A 21,976-nucleotide genomic window follows, 5' to 3' on the forward strand; every position below is an offset into this window, starting at 1 on the left:
ATTAACCAACAAGTAAATTTTCTTCAGGATAGTGAACTCTACTCAGACGAGGATCACCTAATATAGCTGACATTAATAATAAAACACCGACTCTACCAATGTACATAGTGACAATTAAAATTATTTTTGCTCCAGTGGAAACACCTGCTGTTATTCCTGTGGATAAACCCACTGTACCAAATGCTGATACCACCTCAAAAAGAATTTGAATAAACTCTAATTTCGGATCTGTAATACTAATTAAAATCGTTGCGCCAATCACTGTAGCTAGAGAACCAAAAACTACACCTACAGCTTTTAAAATCAGTGATATTGCTATCTTACGCTCATACAGTAAAACTTCCTCTTTCCCTTGGAGGATTGCCCTTGTACAACTAGTGAGAACTCTTAAAGTCGTGGTTTTTATACCTCCTCCTGTACCACCAGGACTGGCACCAATAAACATTAAAGCAATGGTAATAAATAACCCGGCATCAGTCATTTTACCAATATCAACAGTGTTAAATCCAGCGGTTCTAGGGGTAACAGATTGAAACCAAGCTAATAATAATTGCTCAGGAAAACTAAAATTACCAAAGGTTTCAGGATTTCTCATTTCTATGAACAAAAAAGCAATTGTTCCTACAACTAAAAGCAGTAGAGTCGTACTGGTTGCTACTTTAAAGTCAAGAGAGAATACTATGGCATGAGGTTTCTTTAAGCATCTATCACGAAACCAAAAATACATATCTAAAATAACCTGATAACCAATGCCTCCAAAAATAATTAAGCCTGTAACAGTGAAAACTACTAAGATAGAGGTTTGATAGCCTATTAAATTGTCTTTGAATAGGCTAAAACCTGCATTATTAAAAGAATTGATACTGTGAAATATTGATAACCAAAGTCCTTGATCCCAACCAAAATCTTTAACAAAAGCTGGCAATAACAAAAATATTCCCGTAATTTCAAAAATCAGAGTTGTAGCAATGATAGAGCGAATAATTTGGGTACTACCACTCATTCCTGGGCGGTCTAAAGCTTGTTGAATCGCTAATTTTTGCCTCAGATCAAATCTTTTGCCAATTAATAAAATCAAAAAGGTGGTAGTTGTCATGTATCCTAAACCACCAATTTGTACTAGCATGACAATAAACAATTGACCCCAAAAGGAAAAACCAGTACCAGTATCAACTACAGCTAAACCTGTAACACAAACTGCGGAGGTTGAGGTGAATAGTGCTACAATGGGGTCATTCCAGGTACCATTGCTAGTGGAAAAAGGCATCATTAATAGGATAGTTCCTGCCAGGATAACAGTCAGAAATCCTAAGCAGATTGTACGAGCAACAGTCATAAGTAATTCCAAATTTTCCTATAAAAGCAAAATCGCCTGATCTAATTAAATACACAGATGGTAGCCTAAAAATATATTTTTTTGTAAGCAGTCAGGAGTCAGGAGTTGTAAGGAATCAGAAGTCATCATTTTTAATGAAACCGTAGAATATCACTAGCGTGATTTTTGGCGTAACCTTTAAAAAGCTAACAAACTGACTGCTGACCACTGATAGCTGAATGCTGACTATTTTTTTAACTTCGGCTTGGTCTTTATCTGTGAATTCATGAGTACAACACTTTATCAGCAAATTCAAGAATTTTATGATGCTTCCTCTGGTTTGTGGGAACAAATTTGGGGAGAACATATGCACCACGGCTATTATGGTGCAGATGGTAAGCAGCAAAAAGACCGTCGTCAGGCACAAATTGATTTAATCGAAGAACTGCTGAACTGGTCAGGTGTCAAGGATGCAGAGAATATCCTCGATGTGGGTTGTGGGATTGGTGGCAGTTCTTTATACTTAGCGCAAAAGTTTAATGCTAAGTCCACAGGAATCACACTTAGCCCTGTACAAGCCGCTAGAGCAAAGGAAAGAGCCTTGGAGGCTAATTTGGGTTCTAGGAGTAATTTCCTGGTTGCCAATGCCCAAGAAATGCCTTTTGCTGATGCTTCTTTTGACCTGGTGTGGTCTTTAGAAAGTGGCGAACATATGCCAGATAAAACCAAGTTTCTGCAAGAGTGTTATCGGGTGTTAAAGCCTGGTGGTACTTTGATTATGGTGACATGGTGTCATCGTCCTACGGATGTTTCACCTTTAACTGCTGATGAGCAAAAGCATTTACAGGATATCTATCGGGTATATTGTTTACCCTATGTGATTTCCTTGCCAGAGTATGAGGCGATCGCTCATCAATTACCATTAAACAACATTCGTACCGCTGATTGGTCCACTGCTGTTGCACCTTTTTGGAATTTTGTGATTGATTCTGCTTTTACTCCTCAAGCATTTTTTGGGTTACTTTTTTCGGGTTGGAGTACAATTCAAGGGGCGCTTTCTTTGGGGTTGATGAGTCGGGGTTATGAACGGGGTTTGATTCGGTTTGGGTTGTTGTGTGGGAAAAAATAATTGATAATTGATAATTGATAATTGATAATTTGTTACAAGCCTATGGATTTATCCGTAGGTTCAATCCAAAATCTAAAATCCAAAATCTAAAATCGAGTAATGAATCAATTTTTTCAACAAAATTCACCTATTTTTCCAGGAAGTTGGCTTTATGCTTTTTGGAAGTTTTCCCGTCCACATACTATTATTGGCACAAGTTTAAGTGTTTTCGGTTTATATTTACTGACCCTTGGTGTCACTTCTACAAGTTTTTCTGTAGTTCATTTAGGGCAGATTTTCGGAACTTGGTTAGCTTGTATTGCTGGTAATATCTATATTGTTGGTTTGAATCAATTACAAGATGTAGATATTGACAAAATTAATAAACCTCATTTACCTTTAGCTTCAGGAGAATTTTCTAGAGAACAAGGAACTTTAATAGTTGTTATTACTGGTATTTTAGCTTTGGTTGTAGCTTGGCTAAATGGACCATATTTGTTGGGAATGGTGGGGATAAGTTTATTAATTGGTACTGCTTATTCTTTACCACCTATTCGTTTAAAACAGTTTCCTTTTTGGGCAGCTTTGTGTATTTTTTCCGTGCGGGGAACTATTGTTAATTTAGGACTGTTTTTACATTTTAGTTGGTTATTCCAAAGAAGCCAAGGTATACCCAGTGCGGTGTGGGTTTTGACAGCGTTTATCTTGGTGTTTACATTTGCGATCGCCATCTTTAAAGATATTCCCGATCTGGAAGGAGACAAACTTTATAATATTACCACTTTTACTATACAATTAGGACAAAGAAAAGTATTTAAACTCGCCCTTTGGGTACTAACAGTTTGTTATCTAGGGATGATGTTTGTGGGTATATTCAGATTAGCTGAAGTGAATCCTATCTTTCTCTTTATTAGTCATCTTATACCCTTAGTTTTAATCTGGAGAAAAAGTCAAAAAGTGGACTTACAAAACAAAAGCGAAATTGCTCAATTTTATCAGTTTATCTGGAAACTGTTTTTTATAGAATATCTCATTTTTCCTATTGCTGCTATTTTAGCTTAGTTAGACCAGGAATTTACAGGGATTTACAATGATGTTAGAAAATTCACAACTGAGTAATATAATTGCCATTTCTTCAGTCACTGTTAGTATCAGCTTTCTGATTTATTTTGCCGTTAAAACATTAATAACCTCAAATTTATTTCAAAAAGGAGTTAATCTTTTTCAAGCAAAAGACTATGCAGGTGCAGAAGCAGCTTTTCGCCAAGTAATAGCAATAAATTCTACTAATGATGTAGTGAGGTTGTTATTAGGTGATTTGTTAAACCACCAAGGAAAAATTGAAGAAGCTAAGGAAGTATTTAATGATGTAATTACTCGCAGTCCCAAAAATCCCGATGCTTATTTAAGGTTAGCAAATATTCAATTATTGCAAGACGGAAAAGCAGAAGCACTCCAAAATTTACAAACATCAAAAGCACTATTTCAGAAACAACGTCAACCGCAAAAAGCAGCAACTATCGAGAAAATTATTAAAGATATAGGTAATAGGTGACAGGTGACAGGTAACAGTAAATAATCAATTATCAATTATCAATTATCAATTATCAATTATCAATGACCAAAAAGAAAGTTTACATCGTTGGTGCTGGACCTGGAGACGTGGCATATTTAACAGTTAAAGCTTATCGCATCTTGGCATCTGCTGAAGTTTTAATTTATGATGCTTTAGTAGATAGGGAATTATTAGAATGTGTACCACCAAATTGTTTAAAATTAGATGTAGGTAAACGCGGAGGTAAACCCAGCACACCCCAAGGAGAAATTAACAGTTTATTGGTGAAGTATTGCCGAGAAGGTCAACAAGTTGTTAGACTCAAATCAGGTGATCCGTTTATTTTTGGACGTTGTATTTCAGAAATAGAAGCGTTAAAATCTGCGGGTTGTGAGTATGAAGTCATACCAGGAATTTCTTCAGCTTTAGCAGCACCTTTATTAGCAGGAATACCCCTCACAGATACCGTAATCAGTCGCTGTTTTGCAGTGTTAACAGCACACGAACCAGAGGTTTTAGACTGGGAAGCATTATCAAGATTAGAAACTTTAGTAATTTTGATGGGGGGAAAAAATCTGGCGGAGATTGTCCATCAACTGCTAAGATATGGAAAGTCGCAATCCACACCCATTGCTATCATCCGTTGGGCAGGAACTCCCAGTCAAGAAGTCTGGACGGGTGAACTAGGTAATATTTTGACAAAAACTACGGGTTTATATTTATCCCCATCTGTAATTGTTATTGGTGAAGTTGTAGGATTACGGAAGTTCCTGTAATATGAAAAAATATAGAATATTATAAATTGCTAAACATAAATTGCTAAACTGCTCCTCTTACAACTATAAAATCGTGCATAGTAATATACCTATCTCCCCATCCCCCCATCCTCCTACTTTTCCCCTCGCAGGGAAAACCATTCTCGTTACCCGTTCTGTGGGACAGTCTAGCCAATTTAGCGATCGCCTGACTGCCGAAGGTGCTACAGTAATTGAACTACCAGCTTTGGAAATTGGACCTCCTAGCAGTTGGAGAGCTTTAGATGAGGCAATATCTCAGTTATCAACTTTCAACTGGTTAATTTTCACCTCCACTAACGGCGTAGATTACTTTTTTGAGAGACTTCAAGCTAAAGGTAAAGATAAAAGCGCCTTAGCTAAGGTAAAAATTGCTGTTGTGGGTCAAAAAACCGCCCAAAGTCTGGCAAAACACGATATTCAACCAGATTTTATTCCTCCTCACTTTATCGCTGACTCTTTAGTTATTAACTTTCCTGAAACTTTAGCAGGTAAAAAGATTTTATTTCCCAGAGTGGAAAGCGGTGGAAGACAAGTTTTAGTCCAAGAATTAACTTCTCAGGGTGCAGAAGTCAGAGAAGTTCCCGCTTATCAATCTTTCTGTCCTCAAACTATTCCCCCAGCAGCAGAAAAAGCTTTGCAAAACCACTCTTTAGATGTAATTACCTTTGCTAGTTCCAAAACTGTACAATTTTTCTGTCTATTAACAGCAACGAAATTTCCAGAAGGAATTACACATTATCTAGACAAAACTTGCATAGCTTCTATCGGTCCCCAAACAACCAAAACTTGTTTTGATTTATTTGGTAGAGTTGATATAGAAGCAGAAGAATACACTGCTGAAGGTTTACTCAAGGCAATTATTCAATGGGCGCATAAGTGATTGGTGATTGGTGATTGGTGATTGGGTAAATATAATAAATTAATAACTAACTAATGACTAATAAGCTGTTGTACATTTAATTTGTATAAGTGGAACAGGCATCTTGCCTGTTAAACAAGAGTTCAGAATATTAGGATTATACAATTTAGCTGTGTAACAGCTTAATATCTAATGACTAAAAGACTAATTGGTTTAACTGGTGGTATTGCTACGGGTAAAAGTACAGTGGCTAATTATTTAGCTAATACTTATAATTTACCGATTTTAGATGCCGATGTTTATGCTAGAAATGCTGTATCTGTAGGTTCTCCCATACTCTCACAAATTACCCAACGTTACGGTAAATCAGAAATTTTATTAGCAGATGGTAACTTAAATCGTGCTAAATTGGGAGAAATTATTTTTCATCAACCAGAAGAACGTATTTGGGTAGAAAATGTTATTCATCCCTATGTGAGAAATTGGTTTTTAAAAACTATTCATGAATCATCTGCAACTACTTTAGTATTAGTTATTCCCCTATTATTTGAAGCTGGTTTAGAAAATTTAGTGAGTGAAATTTGGGTTGTTTCTTGTTCAGAAGCACAGCAAAAACAAAGATTAATTCAAAGGAATAATTTAACAAATGAACAAGCAGCAGCAAGAATTAATAGTCAATTACCATTATCAGAAAAAATTGCCCGTGCGGATGTGGTTTTAGATAATTCTTCTACTTTAGAATCGCTTTTACAACAGATAGATAAAGTGATGAAAATATAATATCATGAATATGATTCAATAATGGACAATTACCTCTCTTTGAAAGTCAGAGTCTTGAAAAAGCGGGATTTTTGGCTTTTCTCCCCTGGAAAGGGGAGATTTTAAACATGGAATTAAACAATTATCAATTTTCAATTGTCAATTATCAATTAGTTAACTTTCTCCCCCTACCACTACATCCCGAATACGCAAAGAAGGACCACCACAACCCACAGGTAAACCGTTTTGTCCACCTTTACCACATCCACCGGATTCATCCCAGTAAAAATCATCACCTATAGCTTCAATATCTGCTAGGGTTTGAAAAACATTACCGGAAAGTGTAACATCTTTCACAGGTTCAGCTATTTTGCCATTTCTAATCATCCACGCTTCACCCGCGCTAAAGGTGAACATTTCCCCGTTTGTCATCCCACCTAACCAGTTACGTGCATATACTCCTTCTTTGATATCTGTGAATAAATCTGCTACTGGGGTTTTACCTCTTTCTATCCAGGTATTTGTCATCCTTACAATGGGTGAGTAGTGATAATCTAAACAACGAGCGTTACCTGTGGGTGCTTCGCCTAATTTACCCGCAGTTTCACGAGAATGTAAACGTCCCACTAAAACCCCATCTTTGATTAATTGCGTAGTTGTCGCAGGTGTACCTTCATCATCGTAAAAATAACTACCTCTGTGACCTTGGGGTGCAGCACCATCAAAAATTTGCAGTTCTTCTGAACCAAAACGCCTTCCCAGAGTCATAACCTCCAATAAATCAGGGTTTTCATAGGCCATGTCTGCTTCGGAAAGATGTCCAAAAGCTTCATGAACAAATAAACCTGCAAGTATGGGGTCAATGACGACGGTATAAGTGTTACCTTTAACTGATGGTAAGGATAAAGCTGTTACTGCCCTTTCTGCTGCACTTTTAACTTGAGTATCTAAATTGACTAAATTTTCGTATGCTTTGCGTGAACCTACGGTTTCTCTACCTGTTTGTACAGTGTCGCCGTTTCTTGCTGTAGCTGCAAAACGCATTTCCATATCTACCCAAGATTGCTCTATTAATGTTCCTTCTGAAGTAGCAATAATTACTCTTTGGCAACTGTCACCATAACGGACTGAGGTAGTGGTAATGCGAGAATCAACACTTTTTAATAATTCGGTGTAGCGATCGCACAATTCTTTTTTTTGTTTGAGGGAAACGGTACGGGGATCAATACCTGTGAGGTGTAAATTACATACTGTTTGGATGGGATCAATGGGTGCGAGGATGGTTTCTTCATCTCCCACTATCCTAGCAGCAGCGATCGCTTCTTCTATTCTTTGTTCGATAGTTGCTAACTGGTTGAAACTACTTAAACCCCAGCCACCTTTATGACAAGCACGAACATGGCCACCGATAGAAATACCTTCACTGAGGGTTTCTACTTTGTCACCACGCAATAAAATATCTGTTCCTTCAGCTTCTTCTAAACGAATCATGAGATAATCGACACGGGAGGAATAGCGAGCGATTAAATCAGAGAGTAAATTTTGGATGTCAGCAAGGAGTTTAGGCATTTTGCTTAGGGATGATTAAGAACTTTAGTTATTTTCTAACTATTTATGTTTATTCTCTATATCTTCAAGATCAGATTCAGCAGGTAGTTGAATACTTAATCAAAAACATATTTTTCTGCTACTTTCCAATAACGAGAAAACCTCTTTAAATCAATAAATCCATCATAATCAAAAAATGGTTCAACTTCCAATATTTCTAATTTCAATTTCTTTTCAATTTGATTACAAATATCATCAAATTTGGGACTGGGACTATCTGTAGTCACTACTAATTTAGCATCATGTTCCTGAGCAAATTTAATAATTTCCTCTGCGACATTTCCCCGACGAATTTCTACAGGTAATTCTAGCAAACATTCATATATAAAAGTTATCCTTTTTAAACTTAATTGCCATTCTCTGATTAAAGCATCATCCCAAACCCAAATTGCAGGTGTGTTGGGATATTCTTGTAAAGCGGGGTTTTCGGGACTTAAACAGTCTCCATTGATCCAGATAATTGGTTTATTCATATCAGATAGATTTTAACAAAGCTTCTTTAAATTCTATCGCAGTTTGAAAGTAAATTTGCGGTTTTTCTGTGTTAATCTGAGTTTAATTGTCAGAATCAGGACACCTTTCGGGAAGTCAAAAGTCAAAATTAAAGAGTTTTGTGTCTTAATTCAAACAAGTTAAAGTAAAAAATCACTCAAACCTAAAATCATTAATTCTGTAACTCGTTTCAACTGAATATCATTAGTTAAGAAAATATCACATTGAATTTAATTCCCTATTTTTACTTTCCTCGTTTCTATTTCTGGAAACCCAATTTTGAGCATCTTCACTAACTAAAGGATAAGGTGCTTTACCTCTGATTTCTTGCCATTTTCGACGTTGTTTTTGTTCTATATCATTTGGTTGTGATTGCAGATATAATGACTCAATAAAAATTAATACTTTTTCTTGTTGTGCAGGTGTTAAATTATCTAGTTTTTCTAAAATAGATTTTTTATTTTCCTGTGCTGTAGTCATCATGAAAATCCTCATCATTTGTAAAACACAATCTTCTTTAATTATATGGCTATCGGCTTTTATTTGTAAATATTGCCAGGATTTGAGGATGTACAGGATATTATTGCATGATTGTTTTTTGGAAGTTGGGGATTTTTTAGGATGTTGTTGAATGATTGTTTTTGCATAATTTAAACCATCTATAAACTACTATCCTGTAAATCCTTTAATCCTGGTTATCCTGATTCAGACAAATGCAACTTTCATCACCAACAAACCATCTAAAAATTACCATACTGTAAATCCTTTAATCCTGGTTATCCTGATTCAGACAAATTAAATTTCACCTTCCTTTTTTCCCCTTCTGCCAACTTTGACTATTAGGCTTTTTACTAAACTCACCTTTGGGAAAAAGTCGCGCTTCCAACTCCTCATAACTCCCCTCAAAATCACACTTACCATAAAGCAGACATTGACGACAATAAACCCCTTTTGTGTAACGTTCTAAATTTTCCCGATTGAAAAAATAAGGTTTATGACTAAAGGTACTCGCTACCCATTGCCATGACATATTATTACTTGCTGGATCGCCATCCAACAAATGTTGTAAAAACCATTTTGCGCCTGCTTGCCATTGAATACGTCGCCAATGGATAATATAAGCTGCTAACCACATTCTAATATGGTTATGTAAATAGCCAGTTTTTCTTAATTCTTGACTAAAATTATCAATACAAACCAGTCCGGTTTTTCCTTCAATAATATCTTCCGGTAAATTTTTTGCGTAATCTGCTACTTTATAACCGGTTTTGTATTCTTCTTGATTTTCCCAAATACCTTTTCCTAACTTAACATACAGCCTTTGCCAATAATCGCGCCATCCTAATTCATTAATTAATTTACTCGCATCATCTGGATTTTCCACCCGTTCTAAACTATCATCTCTAATTTCTCGCAAACTCAATACACCATAACGAATATAAGGTGATAACCTAGTAACAGCACCAGTTAAAGAATTGCGTGTTTTTGCGTAGGCAACAGGATCTACTTGTTTTAGCTTCGCTTTTGCTGCTTTCCTTCCACCCACAGTTTCGCTGATGTGATCATCTTGTTCTGCGGCCTGGGGAAATTGTTCGCGCAGGTAAGCTATTAACTCATCTCGATTAGTGAAATCACGTAACATAGTATTCTTAGTTGAGAATTATGTAATCAAAATTAGAAATAGTGGCAATTTAAATATAACTATATTATCCTCTACAGTATATCAAGTGTTACCAGAAAAAGCCATGACCAAACACCCATCTTTACAAGAAAAACAAGGTTACTATCGCTATGATCCCAGTAACTTAGATCAAAAAGGATATGCAAGGTTATTTCCTTACACTGGGGAAGATGGCGTTATCCGTTATATTTTAACCAAACTCAGCGAAAATTTGGTAGAACAGGGGAAACTTTCCCAACCTTGGACTTTATTACTGAGTCAGTTAGATAAAAAAGCGGAAGAATTACAGGAAAATTGGTTAAATATATCGACTTTGTTGGTAGATTGTAAAGTTTTTCAATCGGGATGGTTTAATTTGGATTTACCGCCCAATGAACAATTTAATAGTAGCTATATCCAACAAAGAAAAAAATTAATTCAAACAATTTCTGCTGTTAAAAAAGCCGTCGAAAATGTAGATAAAAATTTACCTCCCCTCACAAAAAACGCAGAACAAAGAAATTTATTTTACCAAGCATTAGCGAAAAAAGCAGATGTTAAACCTCCTGTTATGAGTATAATTCATGAACGAGATGGAGGTTTGAGTGATAGAGAATTTGTCCGTCAACGTTTAGCTGGTGCTAACCCGACAATTATCCGCAGAGTGCAAACAAATGATCAAAGTTTGATTCAAACTTTAGCTACTCAACCTTACAAATTAGCTAATAACGGTGCTGTTGATTTAATTAAAGCTGCCAGTGAAAATCAGTTGTTTATTGCTGACTATCCAATTTTTAAAGATTTGAAAATTACAGACTTACAAACTGGTAAATATGTAGGTAGTCCAGTAGCTTTATTTCACAATACAGAAAAAGGTTTAGAACCTGTACTAATTCAATTAGAAAAAGGTCGAGTAGTCACACCAGGAATTACAGGAGAACCAGCAGATGATTGGATGAGAGCAAAGTTATATTTTCAAACTGCGGATGCTACCCATCATGAATTAATTGCCCATTTAGCTTATACTCATTTAGCAATGGAATCTTTGTCTATTGCTACTTCTAGACAAATACCAACTAATCACCCAGTTTATCAATTATTATCTCCCCATTTTAAATTTTTAATTGCCATTAATAACCGGGGAAATAGTATATTGTTAGCAGAAGGAGCAGCAATTGATAATTTAATGGCTCCTACTATCAAAACTTCTGGTAACTTGATGAATAAAGCCTATCGAGAAAAGTCTTTTTGGTATTATTCCCTGTTGAATGATATTGAAGTGCGGGGAATAGAACCGAAATTATTACCAGACTTTCCTTATCGGGATGATGCGTTGTTATTATGGGAGGCGATCGCCAAATACACAACTCGTTATTTACAACGCTACTACCCAGATGATAAAGCAGTACAACAAGATATTTATCTACAAAATTGGGCGGAAGAACTAGGCGCACCTTTAAACACCCGTCCCAAATCAGACTTTCCCCAAGCACCCGCATGGTTTCCCAAAGAATTAGTAGCAGCATCAGGAATAGAACCCCAAGAAATACCTTCCTATCCCCGCGTACCAGGGTTTACAAAAATTGGTAGTTTGCAACAATTAATAGACATTGCAACTATCGTCATCTTTACCTGTGGACCCCAACACGCAGCTTTGAATTTTAGTCAATACGATTATTTTGGTTACGTTCCTAACGCACCCTTAGCAAATTATATTCGTCCTGATACACCAGCCAGTTTAGAGGAAATTTTACCCTCAACAGCAAGAGATTTAGAGCAAATGCAATTAACCTTTGCATTAAGTGGAATTAACTGGAGTAAATTAGGAAGTTCTGATTTTATTCAGTTTGCAGATAAAATTGATCGGCAAATTCTCGCCCATTTTCAAAGTGATTTGTTAGAGATTGAAAGTAAAATTAAATCTCGAAATCAACAACGTTCCCTAGAAACAGGTGTAGAATATCCCTATCTTTTACCTTCTCGGATACCCAATAGTATTAATATATAATTATCATTGTAAAATCCTTGTAGAGACGTTTCATGAAACGTCTCTACATTTCAGATTAACCTAAAAATTTCATCATGACCAACATTCCCGAAATTGGACAAACTGCACCCGATTTTTCCACCCCAGATCAAAACGATCAACTCGTGAACCTCGCTGACTTCAACGAGTGGATAGTCCTTTATTTCTACCCCAAAGATGACACCCCTGGATGTACCACAGAAGCCAAAGATTTTACAGATTTAGCCGCAGAATTTACCGCTTTAGGTGCTAAAATAATTGGTGTAAGTCCAGATTCCAGTAAATCCCATTGCAAATTTATCGCCAAACATAACTTAGAAATTACCCTATTAAGTGACCCCGAACATCAATTAATTGAAACTTACGGTGGATGGCGTTTAAAGAAATTCATGGGTAAAGAATATATGGGTGTTGCGCGTTCAACATTCTTGATTTCACCTGATAAAATTATCGGCCATTCTTGGGCAAACGTCAAAACAAAAGGTCATGCACAAGCAGTCTTGAAAAAACTCCAAGAATTAACCACCAAATAACAGTTTGTAGTGAGCGATTTATCGCTCCCTCCTTATTACTAAAAGATATATAATATAAATATCAACTCTATTGTCTTGAAGCATAAATATGGTACAATTTATACAAGCACAAAATGTAAGTATTGCCTATTTAGAGAAAAGATTCAGTTTACAAAGAGTCAATGATGAAAACTTCTTTACTGAATGGTGGGAAACCTTGCCAGAAATTACCACTTTAGAAAAGCAATATCTAGACAGAATCAGGGAGAATTTCCTCAGATTGATTAAGCGTCCACCAATCTTGGAAAATGCTGTAAAAATGGTAGTGTTATCTCCTCTACTAGATTTAGCAGGATTTTATCAAGAGCCATTTTTATTTGCTACTGAAGAATCTATAGAACTAGCTATAGAAGATGAAGGAGAAATTATTAGAGGTAGAATTGATGCGTTAGTAATTCAAGAACAATTTTGGTTACTGATAATTGAATCTAAAAGGGCTAGTTTTTCTTTGTTAGAAGCTATCCCTCAAGCATTGACTTATATGCTTGCTAGTCCTCATCCAGAAAAGCCAATATTTGGATGTGTTACAAGTGGAGAAGATTTTCAATTTATCAAACTCATTAAACAAGACATACCTACTTACGATTTGTCTGATAAATTCACTTTATCTAAACGTGAAAACGAACTTTATCAAGTTTTAAAAATCCTCAAAAAAATAGGTAAAATATTAACTTAATTGTTGAGTTTATTTATGTCTAATCGTCCCATCTACCTCGATAATCAAGCTACCACCCCCGTAGATGAAAGGGTACTCAATGCCATGATACCTTACTTTACAGAAAAGTTTGGTAATCCTGCTAGTAATAGTCATGTTTACGGTTGGGAAGGTGAAGCAGCAGTTAAACAAACCAGGGAAATTTTAGCCACTGCTATTAACGCTAACCCAGAAGAAATTGTCTTTACCAGTGGTGCAACAGAAGCGAATAATTTAGCTATTAAAGGTGTCGCAGAAGCATATTTTTCCAAAGGTCAACATATTGTTACCGTCGCTACGGAACACAAAGCAGTTTTAGACCCTTGTGAATATTTACAAAACATGGGTTTTGAAATTACAATTCTCCCAGTCCAAAAAGATGGATTAATTGATTTAGAACAATTACAAAAATCCTTGCGTCCTGATACAATTTTATTATCAGTGATGGCTGCAAATAATGAAATTGGTGTTTTACAACCTTTAGCAGAAATCGGTAAAATTTGCCGAGAAAAGGAAATTATTTTTCATACAGATGCAGCACAAGCTATTGGTAAAATACCTTTAGATGTGCAAATATTAAATATTGATTTAATGTCTTTAACTGCCCATAAAGTCTATGGACCTAAAGGTATTGGTGCTTTATATGTTCGCAGACGTAACCCCAGAGTGAAATTAGCAACGCAACAACATGGCGGAGGACATGAAAGAGGGATGCGTTCTGGAACTTTATACACACCGCAAATTGTAGGTTTTGGTAAAGCGGTGGAAATTGCTTTAAAAGCACAAGAAACAGAAAATCAACGGTTAAAAGAACTTAGACAAAGACTGTGGAAACAGTTATCAACTTTGGAGGGAATTTATCTCAATGGACATCCTGAAAAAAGGTTAGCGGGAAACTTAAATATTAGTGTGGAAGGTGTGGATGGTGCTGCACTTTCTTTAGGTTTACAACCAATTGTAGCAGTATCTTCTGGTTCTGCTTGTTCTTCCAATAATGTTGCACCTTCCTATGTTTTAACAGCTTTAGGACATTCGGAAAAATTAGCTTATGCTTCCGTAAGGTTTGGAATTGGCAGATTTAATACTGTTGAGGAAATTGATCAAGTTGCCGAACATTTAATTACTACCGTGAAAAGTTTAAGAAGTTTCTCGAAAGTGTGAATTATTCTCTCGTTCTCTCGTTCCCAGTCAGAGACTGGGAATGCCTGAATAGAGTTTCTGACTCCAATAAAACAGAAGCCAGAGTCTTGCTTTATTCATTCCCATACAGAGTATGGGAACAAGAAAAACTATAGATGTAAAATAAAGCGGACAAGATGCCCGCAACACAAAAGGATCTGTACATCCATTAATAAGGATCAGAATCAAATCTTCCCCGTTTCACACTTCTGAGATAATAACCTCTAGATGGTAAATTATTTAAATCAAAAGTTTCACCTCTAGGAAATCGCCAAATTTTATAATCATAATATGTGAGAGGTTTACCCGGTTCACAAACTTCTGGGGGATGATCTCCAAGAACAAAATAAACTGAACCCCTCCCCATAACTTTTGCAATTCCATATTTATCTACAAGTAAAGATGTTTCTTCACTAATAGCTATTCCTAATGCAGTGGAAGACACACCATCTTGAATTTGTCGCGCAATAAAAACCATAATTCTTCCCATTCTTTTGCGTTCATCAAAATGGGTATCAATAATCGTTCTTCGCAAATACTTCCACTGAAAGAAATTATAGGTAAATGTAATATTTCTATAGGGGTCTTCCAGTGCTTCATTAGTTTCAATACTATCTTCACAAGCGCAAGAATCATAAACAAATTCACTTTGAATCATTGCCCCTGCACTTGTGCCACCAATCGCCCCACCCTTATCATAAACTGATTTGATAGCAGCTTCTAATTTCGTGTTTTTCCAGTTGCGAATATATTCACATTGATCACCACCAGCAAAGAAAATCACACCTGCATTTCTGACTTTATCAAAAATATCAGTTCTATTTGCTTCTTGTCTGTTTCTGATGATCAAAGTTTCTACATAATTCACCCCTCTCATGTGATAAATTAGCTGATTATAATCATCGTTACCAGCAGCACGAATGACAACAACATTAACTTTTTTGTTAGAGTTAGCACCTCCCCTGACTTGATTTATCATCCATTGAATCCCATCATCCACATCAGGACCACCCCCACCCAAATTATGTACAGGTCCAACTAAGATGGGTCCTTTATAATTCGGTCTATAATTGGGGTTTGGTAACGGTGGACTAACATCACGGCTAATCTTTTCAAAGTAGCGGTTTAGGTTTGCTGTAAAGTGGGATATGAGGAAGGTTCCCATCTTCAACAACATAGTTCTTGCTTTTCTCAAGCACTTGGCTATATTTGGGAATGCCTTGGTCATATTCAAAAATGTGAAGCAAACAGCCATCATTTCTAACTCTCGCACTCCCAAGGGGGAAATTCCCAGCGTACAGCCTTTGTACTGTTTTTTAACGGTAAAAAACGCAGAGTAATTAATATTATCTCCACTACTCTGCGAAAACCTCAGTTTTACTTTGTGTTTAATTACCAATCAACTTGCGATCGCTCTTTCACCACTTTCTCATATACAGCTTCCGTTTCTTTTGCTAATTGTGGCCAGCGAAATCTTCGTTCTAAATCTTCATAAGCGTTATCTATCAACCATTGTCGATAACCTGGATTTTTCAAAACTTCTAAAATTCCCCATGCTAAAGAATCTGGATTATTTACCTTAGTTACGATTCCTGTTTTCGTATGTTGTACTACTTCCGGAAAACCACCCGTATCTGAAACCACAACCGGAACTCTAGAAGCAAAACTTTCTAAAGCTACAATACCAAAAGGTTCATAAAGACTGGGAAAAACTGCACAGTCAGCTAAGGTTTGAAATTTATCCAAGTAGTCATCAGAAAGAAAACCAGTAAAATAGCATTTATCCCAAATTCCTAAATCCCAAGCTTGCTGTTTTAAATGGTCAGTATTACCACCACCAACTATCACAAATTTAACGTAACCGCCCATTTCCCAAAGTACCTTGGGAGCAGCATTAAGCAATACAGGTATACCTTTTTCATAAGTCATCCTGCCCAAGTAATAAATAATTTTTTCATGATCTGCGGCAAATTGGCGACGAAAATCTTGAGCATGAAAATCTCGGTAATGTTGCTTTTTCTCTGGGCGAATCCCATTAAAAATCACGTCGATTTTATCACCATGACTATTTAATGCTCTGACTACTTCCCCCCGCATATATTCAGTACAAACAATGATACGCCAAGCGTTATAAGCTAGTAACTGTTCTTTACCACAAATATAGCGTTGGGTATCATTATAAATACCGTTATAACGTCCGTATTCTGTGGCGTGAATGGTAGCAATGAGAGGAACTTTAAAAGTATGCTTGAGAGCGATCGCTGCATCTCCAACTAACCAATCATGGGCATGAATAAGATCAAATGGTCCTTCCTCTAACATCAATTTACCACCGTGATGTCCCATACTCTCATTTAAATTTACTACCCAGTGAAAAAAATCATGACTATGGGCTACTGGTACTCGATGTACATAAATACCCTCAACTACTTCATACAGTGATGCTTGTTTTACTTCTGGCGTAATCAAGTGAATCTCATGCCCTAACTTTACCAATTCCGGGTATAATTCTGCTACATGACGGGCAATTCCTCCCACTAACCTTGGCGGAAATTCCCAACTTAGTACCAGTATCTTCATTGATTCGACTCCCCGATATTTACAAAACTTGAAAGAATAGAAAAAACTACCTTGATCTCAAAATACGAAGTGTGACAATTACTGCGAGTATTCCTAGTAAAATTGTTATTTTTTTTTAATAAATAGTTTTTTGATAAAGCTTATCATATTGATTTGCAATTTATCTCTACAAAAAACCCGATTTCATCAAAAAACCAGGTTAACTTTAAATTTGCAAATATCTAGTTGACTGCGGACTGGGGAGGTATAGTGATCCGATTTGATTCATGAATTTTTCGTGGAGGCAGGGAACAGGGAACAGCGAGAAAAATTTATTCTACCTCCCCTGCCTCCTGCCTCCTGTCACCTCATACATTAACTTTGATCTAACTTCAACACAGCCATAAACGCTTCCTGGGGTACATCCACCGTACCCACAGCTTTCATCCGTTTTTTACCCTTGGCTTGTTTCTGCAAAAGTTTCTTCTTCCGGCTGATGTCACCACCGTAGCACTTAGCTAAAACGTCTTTCCGCAAAGCCGGAATATGTTCACTGGCAATAACTTTACTACCAATAGACGCTTGAATGGGAACTTTGAATTGATGACGTGGGATCAGTTCTTTGAGCTTTTCAGCCATTGATCTGCCCACACCATAAGCTTTATCCCGGTGGACGATCATCGCTAAAGAATCTACGGGATCACCATTGATCATAATATCCAACTTCACCAACGGATTTTCCCGGTAGCCAATCAGATGATATTCCATACTCGCATAACCACGAGAACGGGATTTCATTTGATCAAAAAAGTCGGTGACAACTTCCGCCAAAGGAATTTCATAAGTTAGGGTAGTCCGTCCCTGGGTAAGATATTTCATATCTTTGAAAATACCCCGGCGGTTTTGTGATAACTCCATCAAAGTACCAACGTAGGTTTCGGGAGTAATCATTTCTACCTGCACATAAGGTTCTTCTATTCTTTCCCGGTCATTGGGCGCAGGTAAATGGCTAGGATTATCAATGTACAGTTCCTCACCCTTGATAGTGATCACCTTATAAACCACAGATGGGGCTGTAATAATTAAATCCAGGTTGTACTCTCGCTCTAACCGTTCTTGGACAATTTCCATGTGTAGCAAACCCAAGAACCCACAACGGAAACCAAACCCCATTGCGCTAGAAGTTTCCGGTTCATATTGCAAAGCTGCATCATTCAACCGCAACTTTTCCAAAGCTTCCCGCAAATCTTCAAATTGATCTGCATCTATGGGAAACATCCCACAAAATACCATTGGGTTAGCCTCTGTGTAACCGGGTAAAGGTTCTGTGGCTTTAGCCTTAGATAAGGTGATAGTGTCACCTACCCGTGCATCAGCAACAGCTTTAATAGAGGCGGCTAAATAACCTACTTCTCCTGCATGGAGTTCTTCAACTTGTTTTTGGGTGGGAGAAAGGACACCTAACTCATCAATTTCATATTCCTTACCCGATGCCATCAAATAGATGCGATCGCCCTTCTTCACTGTCCCATCCATCACCCGGAAATAAACAATTACTCCCCGGTAGCTATCGTAGTAACTATCAAAAATCAGCGCCCTTAAAGGTTGATCAACCGTATTAGCTGCTGGGGGTACACGTTCTACAATCGTTTCTAAAATCTCAGGAATACCGATTCCCTCTTTAGCAGAAGCTAAAATTGCCCCACTGCAATCTAAACCAATAATTTCTTCAATTTCACTAACTACTCTATCTGGTTCTGCTCCTGGTAAATCAATTTTATTTAAAACTGGAATAATTTCCAAATTATGCTCTAGTGCTAAATACACATTTGCTAAAGTTTGGGCTTCTACCCCTTGGGAAGCATCCACAACCAATAAAGCACCCTCACAAGCAGCCAGAGAACGGGAAACCTCATAGGAAAAGTCAACGTGACCAGGAGTATCAATTAAGTTTAAAACGTACTGCTGACCATCCTTAGCTGTGTAATTCATCCGGGCAGCTTGCAGCTTAATTGTAATGCCGCGCTCCCGTTCCAGATCCATGTTATCGAGAAACTGCTCCTTCATTTGTCGGTCTTCTACAGTGCCAGTAGCTTGGAGTAAGCGATCGGCTAAAGTAGATTTACCGTGATCAATATGAGCAATAATACAGAAATTGCGAATGCGAACTGCGGGAACGTCAGTCATATACCATCTTTGCTTTAGCAGCAATCAAAAGTTAAATCTATTTACTTCATGTATTTTAATGCTTTATTGGGTAAAGGGAACAGGAGGCAGGAGTTCAAGAAGTCAGGAGTTCTAGCAGTCAGAGGAAGTTAATAACTCAGTCACCAGTCAATGGTCTCCATTCCCCAGGCAGGTGAATTAATTTTCAAGATATGATGACACTGTATATTAAAACTGCCACCTAAAAACTGAATCATCTAAGTTTGGTAATTTTTTGGGAAACCGTAAACCTATGAATACGCAAGAAAACCCCACCAACGGGGAAAAAATCCATACAGACAAGGTAGAAATTGCTGTTCGCCTAGACTCTGAATTAATAGCCCAAATTCAGCATCTTACCAATGACCCCAGTAAGGTGATAGAAGTCGCCATCCGCCAATGGTTACGCGGCGACATACCGAGAGATGATGAACTAACTCGCACACCAATACGCACACCTATTCCCCCTAGAGGAGAATGGAATGATTGAAATTTGGGGACTGGGGACTGGGGAAGAAGCAGGGGAGCAGGGAGCAGGGGGAAGTTATTTGTATTTTTCCCAATCACCAGTCACCAATCACCAGTCACCAGTCACCAATGATACAAAATGTAAAATTTAACGCTCCAGATTCCAGAAAAGTCAAAAATATACAGTCAAAAGTATGAAAGCTGTAAAACTTTATGCCAAAATTTAAGCAGCTTTAGTACAACCACGGTGGAAAGCAAATTGTCTATCCAACTCGATAAATGACTATTACTGCGAATAACCCATTGCCAAAGCTATTTTCTCAGAACCTGGAATCTACTAACCGCAGTACAGATGGCTTATTACTAACTCTTGCATCTGAGTTGGTATATATCCAAGATGGTACTGGGCGTTATCTGACATTTGATTGGCAGTACAGCGAACTCCTGGATTTAATGACTGAGAGAATAGTTGATGCGCTTAATGAAAATGAAATCTTTACCCCAGTAGATAAAGTTGCCTATTTGGAAGGCTTGCAAAGGATTTTAACAACTTTAGTCCCAGAGAGAGTTCAATGTTGGTTTAAATGCAGTCAATATTTATTAGAGTTGGAGTTGACAATTACTCCAATTATGCCGCAACTGGGTGAAGCCGCAACCACAGTTTTGGTTATGGGTAGGCTATTACCATCTCCAGTCAATGGTAAAGAAGTGAATCAGGCAGCAAAAACGCCTTCACAGCTTGAGTTATTTTTGCATTCTCGGAAAGTGCCACAGTTATTGGTGCAATACCAAAAACTATTAACCCAAATCACCAGAAATATCTGGTGGACACTGGATATAGATGTTATTTGGCAGCAAACAGTTGACAGTTTAGGACAAACTCTCAAACTGGAGCGTTGTATTTTCTTTCCTTATCAGCCAGGAGATTCAAAAGTTAGGGTAATCGCAGAATATCACCAACCAGCATTCAAGCCCATTTTAGGCTCAGAAATAGAGATATCTTCTGAACCTGCTTTTGCTCAAGCTTTGGCAACTCTAGAACCGATGGTCATAGAGATGCCGATTCAAACAAATTCTCAGCAGCACAGATTTTTACTTTTTGCTACTAACTATCAAGACCAAGCAAATGGTTTAGTTGGGTTAAGTTTAAGCAGTGAAGAAATATTAATAACAGAAACGGAAATAGAATTAATTAAGGAGTTGGCAGATCAACTGGGTACAGCGATCGCTCATGCTACCCTATACAAAGAACTAGAATACGCAAGACAAAACGCTGAGGAAGCATCCCGGTTAAAAAGCGAATTTCTCGCTAATGTATCCCACGAAATTCATACACCTTTAAATGGCATGATTGGCTTTTTAAAGCTGATTTTAGAAGGGATAGCAGATGATCCCGAAGAACAAATGGAATTTGTGGATGAAGCTCTTAAATTATCACTCCATCTGCTAAATCTTCTCAATGATATTTTGGATATTGCCAAAATCGAAGCCGGGAAAATGGAGTTAGACTGCTCACCTGTCAAACTTCAAGAGCTATTTAGTGATGTAGAAAACTTTACCCGTCCCCAAGCGGAGATGAGAAACCTCAGTTTCCAAATGCAAATGCCTGTCACCTCTGATGAAATTATCGTTCAAGGTAATTACCAAAGGTTGTTACAAGTTATGCTAAATTTGGTAGGCAATGCTATTAAATTCACCCATGAAGGTGGAATCACCATCAGCGCCGACTGGGTTATCAAAAAAGGAAAAGGAAAATCCAGCAAACCACAGAATCCCGGCATGGTGAAAGTTAAAGTTGCAGATACTGGTATTGGTGTTTCCTTAGACAAACAAGATAAACTGTTTCAATTATTCTCCCAGGTGGATGGTTCTCGTACTCGTCACTACGGAGGTACTGGTTTAGGTTTAACCATATCCCAAAAGCTTGTAGAAGCAATGGGTGGTGAGGTACATTTTTATAGCTTAGGCGAAGGCCTTGGTTCAACTGTCACCTTCACAGTCCCACTTTATCAACAACCGGTCTTGTGTTCCCCTAGCGAGTGCGAGATTGAATCTCAATAATTGATTGGGGACTGGTGATTGGGGAAGAAAATTTTAGATTTTAGATTTTAGATTTTAGA

General features: G+C 37.3%; 21 protein-coding genes. 13 read left to right on the plus strand and 8 right to left on the minus strand.

The window, feature by feature from the left end:
* Position 1: 1 nt before the first annotated feature.
* Positions 2–1,336 carry a TrkH family potassium uptake protein gene (locus H5968_RS05955; protein ID WP_096572249.1) on the minus strand — a complete coding sequence of 445 codons (1,335 nt, stop codon included), beginning with the start codon at positions 1,334–1,336 and terminating at the stop codon, positions 2–4.
* Positions 1,337–1,601: 265 nt separating this feature from the next.
* Here H5968_RS05955 and H5968_RS05960 point away from each other — a divergent pair, with 265 nt between their 5' ends.
* The 6 genes from H5968_RS05960 (at position 1,602) to coaE (ending at position 6,414) form a co-directional block, all read left to right on the plus strand.
* Positions 1,602–2,444, plus strand: a complete 843-nt coding sequence (locus H5968_RS05960; RefSeq protein ID WP_187039181.1) for a methyltransferase domain-containing protein — start codon at positions 1,602–1,604, stop codon at positions 2,442–2,444.
* Positions 2,445–2,543: 99 nt separating this feature from the next.
* Complete coding sequence (locus H5968_RS05965; RefSeq protein ID WP_096572251.1) at positions 2,544–3,485, plus strand: homogentisate phytyltransferase; 942 nt, start codon at positions 2,544–2,546, stop codon at positions 3,483–3,485.
* 31 nt (positions 3,486–3,516) lie between these two features.
* A complete protein-coding gene (locus H5968_RS05970; RefSeq protein ID WP_187039228.1) occupies positions 3,517–3,978 on the plus strand; it encodes a M48 family metallopeptidase in 462 nt (153 codons plus the stop codon).
* Positions 3,979–4,040: 62 nt separating this feature from the next.
* A complete protein-coding gene (cobA, locus tag H5968_RS26060) occupies positions 4,041–4,754 on the plus strand; it encodes a uroporphyrinogen-III C-methyltransferase (RefSeq protein WP_187039182.1) in 714 nt (237 codons plus the stop codon).
* Positions 4,755–4,794: 40 nt separating this feature from the next.
* A complete protein-coding gene (locus H5968_RS26065; RefSeq protein ID WP_222620578.1) occupies positions 4,795–5,655 on the plus strand; it encodes a uroporphyrinogen-III synthase in 861 nt (286 codons plus the stop codon).
* 171 nt (positions 5,656–5,826) lie between these two features.
* Positions 5,827–6,414 carry a dephospho-CoA kinase gene (gene coaE, locus H5968_RS05985; RefSeq protein WP_187039184.1) on the plus strand — a complete coding sequence of 196 codons (588 nt, stop codon included), beginning with the start codon at positions 5,827–5,829 and terminating at the stop codon, positions 6,412–6,414.
* A 153-nt stretch (positions 6,415–6,567) separates the two neighbouring features.
* On the opposite strand, the gene H5968_RS05990 is transcribed toward coaE, so the two are convergent.
* The 4 genes from H5968_RS05990 to H5968_RS06005 form a co-directional block, all read right to left on the minus strand.
* On the minus strand, positions 6,568–7,962 hold the full coding sequence (locus H5968_RS05990) for a TldD/PmbA family protein (protein WP_187039185.1): 1,395 nt from the start codon (positions 7,960–7,962) through the stop codon (positions 6,568–6,570).
* Positions 7,963–8,057: 95 nt separating this feature from the next.
* Positions 8,058–8,474 (minus strand): hypothetical protein, encoded by a 417-nt coding sequence (locus H5968_RS05995; protein WP_187039186.1) that lies wholly within the window; start codon positions 8,472–8,474, stop codon positions 8,058–8,060.
* 238 nt (positions 8,475–8,712) lie between these two features.
* On the minus strand, positions 8,713–8,976 hold the full coding sequence (locus H5968_RS06000) for a hypothetical protein (RefSeq protein ID WP_187039187.1): 264 nt from the start codon (positions 8,974–8,976) through the stop codon (positions 8,713–8,715).
* A gap of 319 nt (positions 8,977–9,295) precedes the next feature.
* Positions 9,296–10,135 carry an FAD-binding domain-containing protein gene (locus H5968_RS06005; RefSeq protein ID WP_187039188.1) on the minus strand — a complete coding sequence of 280 codons (840 nt, stop codon included), beginning with the start codon at positions 10,133–10,135 and terminating at the stop codon, positions 9,296–9,298.
* Positions 10,136–10,238: 103 nt separating this feature from the next.
* Between H5968_RS06005 and H5968_RS06010 the strand changes: the two genes are divergently transcribed.
* The 4 genes from H5968_RS06010 to H5968_RS06025 all read left to right on the plus strand — a co-directional run bounded on the left by H5968_RS06010 (position 10,239) and on the right by H5968_RS06025 (position 14,606).
* Positions 10,239–12,161 carry a lipoxygenase family protein gene (locus H5968_RS06010; protein WP_187039189.1) on the plus strand — a complete coding sequence of 641 codons (1,923 nt, stop codon included), beginning with the start codon at positions 10,239–10,241 and terminating at the stop codon, positions 12,159–12,161.
* A 74-nt stretch (positions 12,162–12,235) separates the two neighbouring features.
* A complete protein-coding gene (gene bcp, locus H5968_RS06015; protein ID WP_187039190.1) occupies positions 12,236–12,712 on the plus strand; it encodes a thioredoxin-dependent thiol peroxidase in 477 nt (158 codons plus the stop codon).
* 88 nt (positions 12,713–12,800) lie between these two features.
* Positions 12,801–13,427: a restriction endonuclease subunit R gene (locus tag H5968_RS06020; protein ID WP_187039191.1), complete on the plus strand. Its 627-nt coding sequence runs from the start codon at positions 12,801–12,803 to the stop codon at positions 13,425–13,427.
* 15 nt (positions 13,428–13,442) lie between these two features.
* Complete coding sequence (locus H5968_RS06025; RefSeq protein ID WP_187039192.1) at positions 13,443–14,606, plus strand: IscS subfamily cysteine desulfurase; 1,164 nt, start codon at positions 13,443–13,445, stop codon at positions 14,604–14,606.
* A 187-nt stretch (positions 14,607–14,793) separates the two neighbouring features.
* On the opposite strand, the gene H5968_RS06030 is transcribed toward H5968_RS06025, so the two are convergent.
* From H5968_RS06030 to lepA, 3 genes are all read right to left on the minus strand, one after another.
* On the minus strand, positions 14,794–15,852 hold the full coding sequence (locus tag H5968_RS06030; RefSeq protein WP_187039229.1) for a cyanophycinase: 1,059 nt from the start codon (positions 15,850–15,852) through the stop codon (positions 14,794–14,796).
* A 164-nt stretch (positions 15,853–16,016) separates the two neighbouring features.
* The gene (locus H5968_RS06035; protein ID WP_187039193.1) at positions 16,017–17,204 is read right to left on the minus strand and encodes a glycosyltransferase family 4 protein; all 1,188 of its coding nucleotides are present in this window, start codon (positions 17,202–17,204) and stop codon (positions 16,017–16,019) included.
* A 354-nt stretch (positions 17,205–17,558) separates the two neighbouring features.
* Positions 17,559–19,370 (minus strand): translation elongation factor 4, encoded by a 1,812-nt coding sequence (gene lepA / locus H5968_RS06040; RefSeq protein WP_187039194.1) that lies wholly within the window; start codon positions 19,368–19,370, stop codon positions 17,559–17,561.
* Between the two features lie 271 nt (positions 19,371–19,641).
* Here lepA and H5968_RS06045 point away from each other — a divergent pair, with 271 nt between their 5' ends.
* The 3 genes from H5968_RS06045 to H5968_RS06055 all read left to right on the plus strand — a co-directional run bounded on the left by H5968_RS06045 (position 19,642) and on the right by H5968_RS06055 (position 21,917).
* The gene (locus H5968_RS06045) at positions 19,642–19,878 is read left to right on the plus strand and encodes a hypothetical protein (RefSeq protein ID WP_096572265.1); all 237 of its coding nucleotides are present in this window, start codon (positions 19,642–19,644) and stop codon (positions 19,876–19,878) included.
* Positions 19,871–20,008, plus strand: a complete 138-nt coding sequence (locus H5968_RS06050; RefSeq protein WP_187039195.1) for a hypothetical protein — start codon at positions 19,871–19,873, stop codon at positions 20,006–20,008. The genes H5968_RS06045 and H5968_RS06050 overlap by 8 nt, the downstream gene beginning before the upstream one ends.
* Positions 20,009–20,135: 127 nt before the next feature.
* Complete coding sequence (locus tag H5968_RS06055) at positions 20,136–21,917, plus strand: cell wall metabolism sensor histidine kinase WalK (protein ID WP_187039196.1); 1,782 nt, start codon at positions 20,136–20,138, stop codon at positions 21,915–21,917.
* Positions 21,918–21,976: the final 59 nt, after the last annotated feature.

Source organism: Sphaerospermopsis sp. LEGE 00249, from assembly GCF_014299995.1.
Taxonomy (GTDB): Bacteria; Cyanobacteriota; Cyanobacteriia; order Cyanobacteriales; family Nostocaceae; genus Sphaerospermopsis; species Sphaerospermopsis kisseleviana.